The organism is Thioclava kandeliae, from assembly GCF_040297545.1.
GTDB lineage: Bacteria > Pseudomonadota > Alphaproteobacteria > Rhodobacterales > Rhodobacteraceae > Thioclava > Thioclava kandeliae.
The window spans coordinates 359,422-372,738 of sequence record NZ_JAYWLC010000001.1 but is presented as its reverse complement, the minus strand read 5'-3'; the positions used below and the strand labels follow the sequence as shown (position 1 = coordinate 372,738).

Here is a 13,317-nt window from a genome sequence, read left to right as displayed (position 1 = left end):
TGCATTGATATTCGCAAGGCCAGAACCGCATCGCCAGAGGACGCGCATATGAGCGACGAGATCTTCCGAAAGCCCTTCACCCAGCAGGAGCCCCTGCCGGAGGCGGCGATCGCCCGCGCGGTGGAGGTGATGCGGCACGGGCGGCTCCACCGCTACAACACATTGCCGGGCGAGCATGGTGAGGTGGCCGATCTGGAAGTCGAGTTTGCCGATTTTACCGGGGCGCGCTTTGCGCTGGCTGTGGCCTCGGGGGGCTATGCGCTGGCCTGTGCGTTACGCGCGATCGAGCTGAAACACGGCGAGAAGGTGCTGACAAATGCTTTCACACTCGCCCCAGTGCCGGGTGCGATTGCGAGTGTTGGCGGCGTGCCGGTGCTGGTGGAGGTGACCGAGGATCTGGTGATCGATCTCGACGATCTGGAGGCCAAGGCGGATCAGGCGCGGGTCTTGATGCTCAGCCATATGCGCGGCCATATCTGTGACATGGACCGGCTGATGGCGATTGCCGGGCGCCACGGGCTGACGGTGATCGAGGATTGCGCGCATACGATGGGCGCGGCGTGGAAGGGCACGCCCTCCGGGCGGCATGGGCTGATCGGCTGCTATTCGACCCAGACCTACAAGCATATGAATTCGGGGGAGGGCGGGCTGATCGTCAGCGACGATCCGATGTTGATGGCGCGGGCGATCCTGCTGTCGGGAAGCTATATGCTCTATCCCCGCCATCGTGCCGCTCCGGCAAACGGATATTTCGAGCATCTGAAATATGACACGCCCAATGTGTCGGGGCGGATGGACAACCTGCGCGCCGCAATCCTGCGCCCGCAGCTGGCCGATCTGCCCGCGCAGATCGCACGCTGGAATGTGCTTTACCGGCGGATGGAAGCGGGGCTTGCAGATCTCGAGCGGCTGCAACTCGTCGCGCGGCCCGAGGCCGAATCCTTTGTGGGATCGTCTTTCCAGTTCCGGCTGCCGGGGTTCTCTGCCGCGATGGTGGTGGATTTCATCACCCGCTGCCTTGCGCGCGGCGTGGAGCTGAAATGGTTCGGCGCGCGCGAGCCGATGGGCTTTACCTCCCGCCATGAGAGTTGGCGCTATGTGCCCGAGGCAGATCTGCCGCGGGCAGGGGCGGTGCTCGATACCCTGGTCGATATGCGCCTGCCATTGAGCTTCGATCCCGAGGATATCTCGCTGATTTCGCGGATCATTCGCGCGGAGTTGTTAAAAACGCCGGTGATATAACCCAAGATTGTGCATAAAATCCTAGCGATGCTCAGTAATTTTGTAAAAAACCGCCTGAGATGGGACGGCTTTATAAAAAGTTCAAGAGGCATTTTTTCAAGCGAAACGAGTTGTTTGGCAGAAACAGGGTTAATCGATACATCTTTTTCACGAAAAGATTTCGTCATAAACGGTCGATTCACGCTTGCCCGCTAGCTGTCATATCATATCCTGAAAGGGGAGTTGGACGGCGAGGTATAAACCGGATCTTATTGTCGATATTCGTTTTTTCGTGACCGGGCCGGAGGGCCGGATGCCTCGAAAGATACGAAATTACCCCGACATCTGTTGACCCCGGTGCGACACACGTCTATTGCTCACCGCAGCTTGAACCGGCGCGACGATACGTCGCGAGTCTAGGGAGCCAGACAGTGCACGACTACCTGCGCGAATATCTTCCCATCCTCATCTTTTTGTGCGTTGCCATTGCGTTGGCGCTTCTGCTTCTGGGGGCTGCTGCGGTCATCGCGATCCGCAATCCCGACCCCGAGAAAGTGTCGGCCTACGAATGCGGCTTCAATGCATTTGACGATGCGCGCATGAAATTCGACGTGCGCTTCTACCTCGTCTCGATCCTCTTCATCATCTTCGATCTGGAAGTGGCCTTCCTCTTCCCTTGGGCTGTGTCCTTTGCTGATCTGTCGATGACGGGGTTCTGGTCGATGATGGTCTTCTTGGCCGTGCTGACCGTGGGCTTTGCCTATGAATGGAAGAAAGGGGCGCTGGAATGGGCGTGATGACCTCTGCCAATACCGCCGCCGTGGACAAGGAATTCGCCACGCAAGCGATCAACAAGGAGTTGCAGGACAAAGGCTTCCTGCTGACCTCCACCGAGGATGTGATCAACTGGGCACGCAATGGCTCGCTGCACTGGATGACCTTCGGACTGGCCTGCTGCGCCGTCGAGATGATGCAGGTATCGATGCCGCGCTATGACGTGGAACGTTTCGGGATGGCGCCACGCGCCAGCCCGCGCCAGTCGGACCTGATGATCGTGGCAGGCACCCTGACCAACAAGATGGCGCCCGCTTTGCGCAAGGTCTATGACCAGATGCCCGAGCCGCGCTATGTGATCTCGATGGGCTCCTGCGCGAATGGTGGTGGCTATTATCACTATAGCTATTCGGTCGTGCGCGGCTGTGACCGCATCGTGCCCGTGGATATCTATGTGCCGGGCTGCCCGCCCACGGCGGAGGCGCTGCTCTACGGGCTGCTGCAGCTGCAACGCAAGATCCGCCGCACCGGCACGCTGGTGCGCTGAGGAGGGACGCAGATGACCACTGACGCAACCGATACCAAAACCGATGCGCTGGCCGAGCTGGCCGCGCATATCGAGATGCGCCGTCCCGATGACGTGCTCTCGACCGAAATCGCCTTTGGCGAGCTGACGGTGAATGTGACGCTTTCGGGGATCGCGAATTTCGTGGCCTTCCTCAAGGAAGACCCCAATTGCATGTTCTCCTCGCTCACCGATCTGACGGCGGTGGATTACCCGCAGCGCGCCAAGCGTTTCGATATCGTCTGGCAGTTCCTGTCGATGTATCGCAACCAGCGCATCCGCGTGAAGGCCGAGGTCCGCGCCGACGAGATGGTCCCCTCGATCACCGAGGTGCATAGATGCGCCAACTGGTTCGAGCGCGAGGTCTTCGACATGTTCGGGATCCTGTTCTCGGGCCATCCCGACCTGCGCCGCCTGCTGACCGATTACGGCTTCCGTGGCCACCCGCTGCGCAAGGACTTCCCCACCACCGGCTATGTCGAGGTGCGTTGGGACGAGGTGCAAAAGCGCGTAGTCTACGAGCCTGTGAAGCTTGTTCAGGAATACCGCCAGTTCGACTTCCTCAGCCCGTGGGAAGGGGCGAAATACATCCTTCCGGGCGACGAGAAGGGGGCGAAGTAATGGCCAAGATTTGCATGGAGATGGGCGCATGATGGACGGCGATATCCGGCAGAACCATTATGATGACGGCACGCAGGACGCCCTGACCGGCGAGCAGCGTATCCGGAACTTCAACCTCAATTTCGGTCCCCAGCACCCTGCCGCGCACGGCGTTCTGCGGATGGTGGTCGAGCTTGACGGCGAGATTGTGGAACGTGTGGACCCGCATATCGGCCTGCTGCATCGCGGCACCGAGAAGCTGATGGAAAGCCGCACCTATCTGCAGAACCTGCCCTATTTCGACCGGCTCGATTATGTTGCGCCGATGAATCAGGAACATGCGTGGTGCCTCGCGATCGAGAAGCTGACCGGCACCGAGGTGCCGCGCCGCGCCTCGCTGATCCGTGTGCTCTTCTGCGAGATCGGGCGTGTGCTCAACCACCTGCTGAACGTGACGACCCAAGCCATGGATGTGGGCGCACTGACGCCGCCGCTCTGGGGCTTCGAGGAACGCGAGAAGCTGATGATTTTCTACGAGCGGGCCTGTGGCGCGCGTCTGCACTCGGCCTATTTCCGGCCCGGCGGCGTGCATCAGGATCTGCCGCCCGAGCTGATCGAGGATATCGACACATGGGCGAAGGAATTCCCCGCCAAGCTGGACGATATCGACACGCTGATCACCGAGAACCGCGTGTTCAAGCAGCGCAATGTGGATATCGCCATCGTCACCGAGCAGGACATTATCGACTGGAGCTATTCCGGCGTGATGGTGCGCGGCTCGGGGCTTGCATGGGATCTGCGTCGCAGCCAGCCCTATGAATGCTATGACGAATTCGATTTCGACGTGGCGGTGGGCAAGAACGGCGATTGCTATGACCGCTATCTCGTCCGCATGGCCGAGATGCGCGAGTCGGTGAAGATCATCCGTCAGGCGCTCGACAAGCTGCGCGTGGAAAAGGGTGATATTCTGGCGCGTGGCAAGATCACGCCGCCCAAGCGCGGCGATATGAAGACCTCGATGGAGAGTCTGATCCACCACTTCAAGCTCTATACCGAAGGCTTCAAGGTGCCGGCGGGCGAGGTCTATGCCGCCGTCGAGGCGCCCAAGGGCGAATTCGGCGTGTTCCTCAAATCCGACGGCACCAACAAGCCCTACCGCGCCAAGATCCGCGCACCAGGCTATCTGCACCTGCAATCCATGGACTATGTCGGACGGGGGCACATGCTCGCCGATCTGGCCGCAATCATCGGCACGATGGATATCGTGTTCGGGGAGGTCGACCGCTAATGCTTCGCCGTCTACATCACGAACAGCCCGAGAGCTTCGAGTTCACGCCTGCCAACCATGAATGGGCGTTGGCGCAGATGACCAAATATCCGGTCGGGCGTCAGGCATCGGCCATCATTCCTCTGCTGTTCCGCGCGCAGGAGCAGGAGGGCTGGCTGAGCCGTCCGGCTATCGAATATGTCGCCGATATGCTCGAGATGCCTTACATGCGCGCGCTCGAGGTTGCGACCTTCTACTTCATGTTCCATCTGGCCCCTGTGGGCTCGGTCGCGCATATCCAGATCTGCGGCACCACGTCGTGCATGATCTGCGGGTCCGAGGACCTGATGAAGGTCTGCAAGGAAAAGATCGCGCCCAATCCGCACGAGCTGTCGGCGGATGGCACGCTGTCCTGGGAAGAGGTCGAGTGCCTTGGTGCCTGCGCCAATGCGCCGATGGCCCAGATCGGCCGCGATTACTACGAGGATCTCTCGGAAGAGAGCATCGGTGAGCTGATCGACCAGCTGAAAGCGGGGGAGCGCCCGGTGCCCGGCTCGCGCAAGGGGCGGTTCTCCTCCGAGCCGCTTTCGGGGCCGAACGCCTGTGTCGAGGTTGAAGGCGATAGGGAAGAGCATAATGCGACGACCTCCATCGCCCTGAAATACGGCACCTATCTGAAAAAGATCGACGGGACCGAGGTCGAGCTGACCGCGCCTTGGAAGGTGAATGGCCAGATCGGGCCGGTGGGTCTGATGGGGGCGGAACCGCGCCCCAAGACCGCCGCCCAGCAGGCCGCTGCCCGTGGTCCGCGCCCCGCCAAAGGCATACCCGCAGATAGCACCGGCATCACCGAACAAGAGGCCGAGGCCACGTCCAAAGGAAAACCGACCGAAGATTCCAAGCCGCTTTAACCGCCCGCGATAGGGCATGCCGCAGCCTGAAAGGCCTAATGAGATGCTGAACGAAATGAAGAGCCAAGCGCGACAAACAGTGACTCTCTGGGGCGCTGTTCTGGGCGTTGTCCTGTTTCTGTTCAATCTTGGCACGGGATTTCTGGCGGCGCTGTTTATCGGGTTGATCGGGTTCTTCCTGTTCCGTGGTTTCCTGAAATGGGCTTTTGTGGATGGAACGCTCGATCTTCAGGAAGCGGAGATCGAGGTGGGGCTGGCCGCGCGTGCGGTGCCGCCTGCCCATTCGGTTGGTCATGATGCGGTCCTCGCTTATACGCATAAAAGCGAGCCGGCAGCCGAACTGAAGGAGACGCTGGATGCGGATCTCGAGGCGGCCGAGGGGCAGGCCAAGGTGCATATGGACAAGGTCGATATCACGGCCGCCGAGGCCGAAAGCCGCATCCGTCACCAGAAGGACCAGCCCGGTTGGCATGATCCCGACGAGGAAGATGCGGAGGCCGAGGAGGCCAGCGGCGAAGGTGTCGCCCCTGTGGGGCTCGAGGCGCCGCGCGGAGGACAGGCCGACGATCTGAAGCTGATCGAGGGGATCGGCCCGAAACTGGAAGAGCGGCTGAACGCATGGGGCATCTGGCATTACGACCAGATCGCCGGATGGGGCCCCGACGAGGTGGCCTATGCCGATGCCAATGTGCCGCGTTTCAAAGGGCGCTGCACGCGGGACAAATGGGTCGAACAGGCCAAAGTGATCGCGCAGGAGGGCAAGGATGCCTTTCTGGAACGCGCAAAGACGAATGATTACTGAGCGCAAGCTCGACGAGTATACCGCGCTGGTCGGATCGGCGCATCTGCCGCCGGAAGTCCGGCAATATCCGGCCATGAGGGCCGCGGAAGTGAGGAAAGTGACATGCTGAAAGATCAGGATCGGATCTTTACCAACCTCTACGGGATGTATGACCAGTCGCTTGCTGGCGCGATGAAGCGTGGGCATTGGGACAATACCGCCGGTCTTCTGGCCAATGGTCGCGAGTGGATCGTGGACCAGATCAAGGCATCGGGCCTGCGTGGCCGTGGCGGCGCGGGCTTCCCGACGGGTCTGAAATGGTCCTTCATGCCCAAGGAAACCGACGGGCGTCCGTCCTTCCTCGTGATCAATGCAGATGAATCTGAACCCGCGACCTGCAAGGACCGCGAGATCATGCGTCATGACCCGCATACGCTGGTCGAGGGGGCGCTGGTTGCCGGTTACGCAATGGGCGCGCGCGCGGCCTATATCTACCAGCGCGGGGAATATACCCGTGAGAAAGAGGCGCTGCAGCGCGCGATCGATGAGGCCTATGATGCGGGCTTCCTCGGGCCGAATGCCTGCGGTTCGGGCTACCAGTTCGATGTGTTCCTGCATCACGGGGCCGGCGCCTATATCTGCGGCGAGGAAACGGCGCTTCTGGAAAGCCTCGAAGGCAAGAAGGGCATGCCCCGCATGAAGCCGCCATTCCCCGCAGGCGCGGGTCTCTATGGTTGCCCCACCACCGTCAATAACGTCGAATCCATCGCCGTGACCCCCACCATCCTGCGTCGTGGCCCCGAGTGGTTCGCGTCCTTCGGCCGCCCCAACAATGTGGGCGTGAAGCTCTTCGGTTTCTCGGGCCATATCAACACGCCCTGTGTCGTCGAGGAGACCCTGGGCCTGTCGATGCGCGAGATGATCGAGAAACATGGCGGCGGCGTGCGCGGCGGCTGGAAGAACCTCAAGGCGGTTATTCCGGGCGGGGCGTCCTGTCCGATCCTGCCGGCCTCCATGTGCGAGGACGCGATCATGGATTTCGACGGCATGCGCGAGAAACAGACCGTGTTCGGCACCGGCTGCATGATCGTCATGGATCAGAATACCGATGTCATCAAAGCCGTGGCGCGCCTGTCGAAATTCTTCCATCACGAAAGCTGTGGCCAGTGCACGCCCTGCCGTGAGGGCACCGGCTGGATGAGCCGCCTGATGGACCGTCTGGTGACCGGCGATGCCGAGATCGAAGAGATCGACATGCTGCAATCGGTGACCAAACAGGTCGAAGGCCACACGATCTGCGCGCTTGGCGACGCTTCCGCATGGCCGATCCAGGGTCTCATCCGCAATTTCCGCGAGGAGATTGAGGACCGGATCAAGGCTCGCAAGACCGGCCGCATGGGGGCGTTTGCAGCCGAATGAATGTGACGACCGGACATATGGCCCGCGGTATGGCATTGGGGGCAGCGCTTCTGGCGCTTGCCGCCTGTGACACCAAGCCGCTCGTGGCCCCCGAGACACCGGTTCCGGTGTCGCGCGGGGTGCCGCAGGGCTACCAGATCGCCCAATCGCCTTCGGGGCTGATCGTGCAGCGGGTGGCCACGCCCTTCCGCGCCGATGAGGGCATCGAGGCCAAGCGGACGGTCAATGGCTGGTGCGGCCCGAATGGCGTGAATTCGGGTCTGGATGACCGGTTCGAGGACGGGTCCTGGATCTTCCCGGGGGGCTGTAAGTGATGGCCCTTCGCACAGATATCACCGCGCGGATGACCGCGCCCGAGCAGACTGACGGATTGTGACATGGCAGACCTCAGAAAGATCAATATCGACGGCACCGATTACGAGGTGGATGGCGGCCTGACACTTCTACAGGCCTGCGAGGAAGCAGGCATCGAAGTGCCGCGGTTCTGTTATCACGAGCGCCTGTCGATTGCCGGTAACTGCCGGATGTGTCTGGTAGAAGTCGTGGGCGGTCCGCCTAAACCCACCGCCTCCTGCGCGATGCAGGTGCGTGATTTGCGTCCCGGCCCCGAGGGCCAGCCGCCGGTCATGAAGACCAAATCGCCCATGGTGAAGAAGGCGCGCGAAGGGGTGATGGAGTTCCTGCTCATCAACCACCCGCTCGATTGCCCGATCTGCGATCAGGGCGGCGAATGCGACTTGCAGGATCAGGCCGTGGCTTACGGCGTTGATTTCTCGCGCTACCGCGAGCCCAAACGCGCCGCGACCGAGCTGAACCTCGGGCCGCTGGTCGAAACCCATATGACCCGCTGCATCTCCTGCACCCGGTGTGTGCGCTTCACGACCGAGGTTGCGGGCATTTCCCAGATGGGCCAGACGGGCCGTGGCGAGGATAGCGAGATTTCCTCCTATCTCGATCAGACGCTCGACAGCAATCTTCAGGGCAATATCGTCGATCTCTGCCCCGTGGGCGCGCTGGTTTCGAAGCCCTATGCCTTTACCGCCCGTCCGTGGGAGTTGACCAAGACCGAGTCCATCGACGTGATGGATGCGCTTGGCTCGAACATCCGCGTGGATACCAAGGGCCGTCAGGTCATGCGCATCCTGCCGCGCAACAATGATGCGGTGAACGAGGAATGGCTGGGCGATAAATCGCGCTATGTCTGGGACGGTCTGAAACGCCAGCGTCTGGACAAACCCTATATCCGTAAAGACGGCAAGCTGACCCCTGCAAGCTGGGGCGAGGCGCTTTCGGCGGCGGCCGAGGCGATCAGGGGCAAGAAAGTTGCCGGTCTGGTCGGTGATCTGGCCTCGACGGAAGCCGCTTTCTCGCTGAAACAGCTGATCGAGGCGCAAGGTGGCCGCGTGGAATGCCGCACCGATGGTGCGCGTCTGCCCGTGGGCAACCGCTCGGCCTATATCGGCAATGCCGCGATTGCCGATATCGATGGCGCCAAGGACATCGTGATACTCGGGTCCAATCCGCGTATCGAGGCGCCGGTGCTCAATGCCCGAATCCGCAAGGCCTGGCTGAACGGCGCGAAGATCAGGGTGATCGGCGAAGCGTCGGATCTGACCTATGATTATACGCATCTCGGCACCGACCGTGCCGCGCTGGCCGAATTGTCGGTGGGCGAGGGCGCGCTGGTGATCGTGGGGCAGGGCGCCGTGAACGAGGCCGATGGCGAGGCGGTGATCGCCGCTGTCATGGCCACGGGCGCGAAGATGCTGGTGTTGCACACTGCGGCTGGTCGCGTGGGCGCAATGGATGTGGGCGCGGTCACGGAAGGCGGTCTGCCGGTCGCGATCGAGGGCGCCGAGGTGATCTATAACCTCGGGGCCGACGAGATCGAGATCGCGCCGCGTTCCGAGGGTGGCCCGCTGGTCATCTATCAGGGCAGCCATGGCGACCGTGGCGCCAACCGCGCCGATATCATCCTGCCCTCGGCCTGCTATACCGAGGAAAACGGTCTCTTCGTGAATACCGAAGGCCGTCCGCAGCTTGCCTTCCGCGCCGCTTACCCGCCGGGTGAGGCGAAGGAGAACTGGGCGATCCTGCGGGCGCTTTCAGCCGAGCTGAACGCCAAGCAGGAGTGGGACACATTGGCGGGGCTTCGCCGCGCGATGGTGTCGGCCGTGCCGCATCTGGCGCGCGTCGACGAAATCGTCGAGAGCGAATGGACGGCCCTCGAGACCCGCGACATGGGCCGAGCGACCTTCCGTCCGGCGTTCCGCGACTATTACCTGACCAACCCGATCGCACGGGCTTCGGTGCTGATGGCGGAGCTGTCCGCCAGTGCCAAGGCCCGCGCCAACGCGCCGCTCGCGGCGGAATAAGGACATCCGATGCGCTCCAGCCTTAGCCAGATCGCGCTCCTGACCGCCGGCCTTAGCGCCGGACTGTCGGGCTGTGCCTCGGCCAAGGCGGCGCGCAAGGGGGTGACCTATCAGCCGGTAGAGACGCGGCTTCTGCAGGATGATCTTGTGGAATTCCGTGCATCGGTTGGCGGTCCGGGCGCCGATGCGGAGGCTGCGACCGAATTCGCGGCCTGTGCGGCGGCACAATATTCCCTGATCAGGGGCTTCGGGTTCGCGCGGCATATCCGCACGACCCTTGATGACAAAGACGGTTTCTGGCGGGCAGATGCCGTATACACCATTTCACCCGCATTGCCGCGGGGCCTGCGCACCATCGATGCCGAAGTAACGGTCTCCGATTGCGCGGATCGCGGCATCCCGACGGTTTAAGAGAAGGCGATCTGAGGAACACCATGGCCGAGTTTATCGCTACACCCTTTGGCACATTCGTGATCATCCTCCTGCAGGCGGTCGCGTTGATCGCCTTCGTGATGGTTGCATTGATCTTTCTGGTCTATGGCGACCGCAAGATCTGGGCAGCGGTGCAGATGCGCCGCGGTCCGAACGTTGTCGGTCCGTGGGGTCTGTTCCAGACCTTCGCCGATGCGGGGAAATACGTTCTCAAGGAGATCGTGGTTCCCGCCGGTGCCGATAAATTCGTGTTCTTCCTTGCGCCCTTGATGTCGATGGTGCTGGCCGTTCTGGCATGGGCCGTGGTGCCGATGGCCGATGGCTGGGTGCTGGCCGATATCAATGTGGCGATCCTCTTCGTCTTCGCGATCTCCTCGCTCGAGGTTTACGGCGTGATCATGGGCGGCTGGGCGTCGAACTCGAAATATCCGTTCTTGGGCTCGCTGCGCTCGGCGGCACAGATGATCTCCTACGAGGTCTCGATCGGTCTGATCATCATCGGGGTGATCATCTCGACCGGCTCGATGAACCTGTCCGATATCGTGCGCGCGCAGGATGGCTCGTTCGGCCTCTTTAACTGGTACTGGCTGCCGCATCTGCCGATGGTCGCGCTGTTCTTCATCTCGGCACTGGCCGAGACGAACCGCCCGCCCTTCGACCTGCCGGAAGCGGAATCCGAACTGGTTGCGGGCTTCATGGTGGAATATAGCTCCACCCCCTATCTGCTCTTCATGGCGGGCGAATATATCGCGATCTGGCTGATGTGTGCGCTGATCTCGATCCTGTTCTTCGGTGGCTGGCTCTCGCCGATCCCTGGTCTGCCCGATGGCGTCTTGTGGATGTTCCTGAAGATGGTCTTCTGGTTCTTCATGTTCGCCATGGTGAAAGCCATCACGCCGCGCTATCGCTACGACCAGCTGATGCGCATCGGCTGGAAGGTGTTCCTTCCGCTCTCGCTGGGCTGGGTCGTGGTGATCTCGTTCCTGGCGAAATTCGAAATCCTCGGTGCCTTCTGGGCCCGCTTCGCGATTGGAGGCTGATATGGCATTCGATTATGCCCGCGCCGCGAAATACTTCCTGCTTGTCGATTTCATCAAAGGCTTCGGCATTGGTATGCGGTATTTCTTTAGCCCGAAGCCCACGCTGAACTACCCGCATGAGAAGGGGCCGCTCTCGCCGCGGTTCCGTGGCGAACATGCGCTGCGTCGCTATCCCAATGGTGAGGAGCGCTGCATCGCGTGCAAACTGTGCGAGGCCGTGTGCCCCGCGCAAGCGATCACCATCGATGCCGAACCCCGCGCCGATGGCTCGCGCCGCACCACGCGCTACGATATCGACATGACGAAATGCATCTATTGCGGCTTCTGTCAGGAAGCCTGCCCTGTGGATGCCATCGTCGAAGGCCCGAATTTCGAGTTCTCGACCGAGACCCGCGAGGAACTCTTCTACGACAAGGCCAAGCTTCTCGATAACGGCGCCCGTTGGGAAGCCGAGATCGCCCGCAATATCGAAATCGACGCCCCCTACAGGTAAGGTGCCATGACGCAGGATTTCACCAAACTTTTCCAGACGATGATGGAGCAGGGGGCCGAGATGGCCCGCCGCTTCAATCCCGCATTGGAGAGCTTCAATCCTGCGGCTTTCGATAGCTATTTCCCCACCATGTCGCGCGACATGATGGAGATGTGGTTTGGCAATACATTCAATCGCGATGGTCTGGATGCGAAGACGCGTCTTCTGCTGACCCTCGCGGCACTGACCGCCATGGGCGCGCAGGCCGACGGCCAGATCCGGCTGACGATCCGCCACGCTATGGAAGCCGGTGCAACACAGCGGGAGATCGCCGAGACGATCTTCCAGATGAGCATGTTTGGCGGGGTGCCCGCCATGAGCCGTGCCTTCGAGATCGCCAAGGCGGTCTTTGCGGAGCAGGCAGAAGAATCTGCGGGAGATGACGCATGATGGTATTTTCGTTTTATCTCTTCGCCATCCTCGTGGTGGTGTCGGGGTTGATGGTTGTGCTGGCGCGCAACCCCGTGCACTCGGTGCTCTGGCTGATCCTGGCCTTCTTCTCGGCGGCGGGGCTGTTCATCCTGATGGGCGCTGAATTCGTCGCGATGCTGATGGTCATCGTCTATGTCGGCGCGGTCGCGGTGCTGTTCCTCTTCGTGGTGATGATGCTCGATGTGGACTTCACGGCGCTCAAGAGCGGGATGGTCAAATATCTGCCCATCGCCGTGCTGATCGGGATCGTGATCCTCGTGCAGCTGGGCTGGGCGATCGGGACGTGGAAGATGGCCGATGGCGCAACCAGCCTGCGGGCCGCCGTGGCGCCCGAGGGAGTGGATAACACCCGTGCGCTCGGTCTGATCCTCTATGACCAGTATCTCTATCTCTTCGAGGCCTCGAGCCTTGTGCTTCTGGTCGCGATGATCGGGGCGATCATGCTGACCATGCGCCACCGTGTGGATATCAAGCGTCAGGATCCGATGATGCAGATGCAGCGCGACCCGAAAGAACAGCTGAAGCTGATCGATGTGAAGCCGGGGCAGGGGCTCTAAGCCTGCCGTGACACAGATCGGGCGCGGAACCTCGCGCCCCAAAGAATTCGGCAGGATGCCTGCCAAAGACGGAGTACGGGGCGATGACCCGGAGGGACAACGATGATCGGACTTGAGCATTATCTTGGGGTGGCGGCGATCCTGTTCGTCATCGGTATTTTCGGAATTTTCGTGAACCGGAAGAACGTCATCGTCATCCTGATGTCGATCGAACTCATGCTTCTTGCGGTGAATATCAACCTTGTCGCCTTCTCGACCCATATGGGCGATCTGGTGGGGCAGGTCTTCACCATGTTCGTGCTCACCGTGGCTGCGGCCGAGGCCGCGATCGGTCTGGCGATCCTGGTGGTGTTCTTCCGCAACCGTGGCTCGATCGACGTCTCCGATGTCAACGTGATGAAGGGATAAGCG

At 61.3% G+C, this 13,317-nt stretch carries 15 protein-coding genes and 1 pseudogene; all 16 read left to right on the top strand.

What is annotated here, in order from left to right; genetic code table 11:
• The first annotated feature begins 48 nt into the window (after positions 1-48).
• The 16 genes and pseudogenes from VSX56_RS01800 to nuoK all read left to right on the top strand — a co-directional run bounded on the left by VSX56_RS01800 (position 49) and on the right by nuoK (position 13,314).
• Positions 49-1,242: a DegT/DnrJ/EryC1/StrS family aminotransferase gene (locus VSX56_RS01800; RefSeq protein ID WP_350934405.1), complete on the top strand. Its 1,194-nt coding sequence runs from the start codon at positions 49-51 to the stop codon at positions 1,240-1,242.
• Positions 1,243-1,652: 410 nt separating this feature from the next.
• Positions 1,653-2,018, top strand: coding sequence for an NADH-quinone oxidoreductase subunit A (locus tag VSX56_RS01795; protein WP_339112182.1), 366 nt, complete (start codon positions 1,653-1,655; stop codon positions 2,016-2,018).
• Positions 2,009-2,542 (top strand): NuoB/complex I 20 kDa subunit family protein, encoded by a 534-nt coding sequence (locus VSX56_RS01790; protein WP_339112183.1) that lies wholly within the window; start codon positions 2,009-2,011, stop codon positions 2,540-2,542. The genes VSX56_RS01795 and VSX56_RS01790 overlap by 10 nt, the downstream gene beginning before the upstream one ends.
• A 12-nt stretch (positions 2,543-2,554) precedes the next feature.
• Positions 2,555-3,181, top strand: a complete 627-nt coding sequence (locus VSX56_RS01785) for an NADH-quinone oxidoreductase subunit C (RefSeq protein ID WP_350934403.1) — start codon at positions 2,555-2,557, stop codon at positions 3,179-3,181.
• Positions 3,182-3,209: 28 nt separating this feature from the next.
• On the top strand, positions 3,210-4,448 hold the full coding sequence (locus VSX56_RS01780; protein WP_339112185.1) for an NADH-quinone oxidoreductase subunit D: 1,239 nt from the start codon (positions 3,210-3,212) through the stop codon (positions 4,446-4,448).
• A pseudogene (gene nuoE, locus VSX56_RS01775) lies at positions 4,448-5,320 on the top strand (NADH-quinone oxidoreductase subunit NuoE); the annotation flags it as partial. The gene VSX56_RS01780 and the pseudogene nuoE, both read left to right, overlap by 1 nt.
• 61 nt (positions 5,321-5,381) lie before the next feature.
• Complete coding sequence (locus VSX56_RS01770) at positions 5,382-6,140, top strand: helix-hairpin-helix domain-containing protein (RefSeq protein ID WP_350934398.1); 759 nt, start codon at positions 5,382-5,384, stop codon at positions 6,138-6,140.
• A 102-nt stretch (positions 6,141-6,242) separates the two neighbouring features.
• Positions 6,243-7,538: an NADH-quinone oxidoreductase subunit NuoF gene (nuoF, locus tag VSX56_RS01765; protein ID WP_339112188.1), complete on the top strand. Its 1,296-nt coding sequence runs from the start codon at positions 6,243-6,245 to the stop codon at positions 7,536-7,538.
• A 17-nt stretch (positions 7,539-7,555) separates the two neighbouring features.
• Positions 7,556-7,852 (top strand): hypothetical protein, encoded by a 297-nt coding sequence (locus tag VSX56_RS01760; protein WP_339112189.1) that lies wholly within the window; start codon positions 7,556-7,558, stop codon positions 7,850-7,852.
• 63 nt (positions 7,853-7,915) lie between these two features.
• The gene (gene nuoG, locus VSX56_RS01755) at positions 7,916-9,913 is read left to right on the top strand and encodes an NADH-quinone oxidoreductase subunit NuoG (RefSeq protein WP_350934396.1); all 1,998 of its coding nucleotides are present in this window, start codon (positions 7,916-7,918) and stop codon (positions 9,911-9,913) included.
• Positions 9,914-9,922: 9 nt separating this feature from the next.
• Positions 9,923-10,324, top strand: coding sequence for a YNQ4 family lipoprotein (locus tag VSX56_RS01750; protein ID WP_350934394.1), 402 nt, complete (start codon positions 9,923-9,925; stop codon positions 10,322-10,324).
• A 23-nt stretch (positions 10,325-10,347) separates the two neighbouring features.
• On the top strand, positions 10,348-11,385 hold the full coding sequence (nuoH, locus tag VSX56_RS01745) for an NADH-quinone oxidoreductase subunit NuoH (protein ID WP_339112191.1): 1,038 nt from the start codon (positions 10,348-10,350) through the stop codon (positions 11,383-11,385).
• Between the two features lies 1 nt (position 11,386).
• The gene (gene nuoI, locus VSX56_RS01740) at positions 11,387-11,878 is read left to right on the top strand and encodes an NADH-quinone oxidoreductase subunit NuoI (RefSeq protein ID WP_339112192.1); all 492 of its coding nucleotides are present in this window, start codon (positions 11,387-11,389) and stop codon (positions 11,876-11,878) included.
• A gap of 6 nt (positions 11,879-11,884) precedes the next feature.
• A complete protein-coding gene (locus VSX56_RS01735) occupies positions 11,885-12,307 on the top strand; it encodes a carboxymuconolactone decarboxylase family protein (protein WP_339112193.1) in 423 nt (140 codons plus the stop codon).
• Positions 12,304-12,906, top strand: a complete 603-nt coding sequence (locus tag VSX56_RS01730) for an NADH-quinone oxidoreductase subunit J (RefSeq protein ID WP_339112194.1) — start codon at positions 12,304-12,306, stop codon at positions 12,904-12,906. The genes VSX56_RS01735 and VSX56_RS01730 overlap by 4 nt, the downstream gene beginning before the upstream one ends.
• 102 nt (positions 12,907-13,008) lie before the next feature.
• Entirely contained in the window at positions 13,009-13,314 is a 306-nt protein-coding gene (nuoK, locus tag VSX56_RS01725) for an NADH-quinone oxidoreductase subunit NuoK (protein ID WP_339112195.1), read from the top strand.
• Positions 13,315-13,317 lie beyond the last annotated feature (3 nt).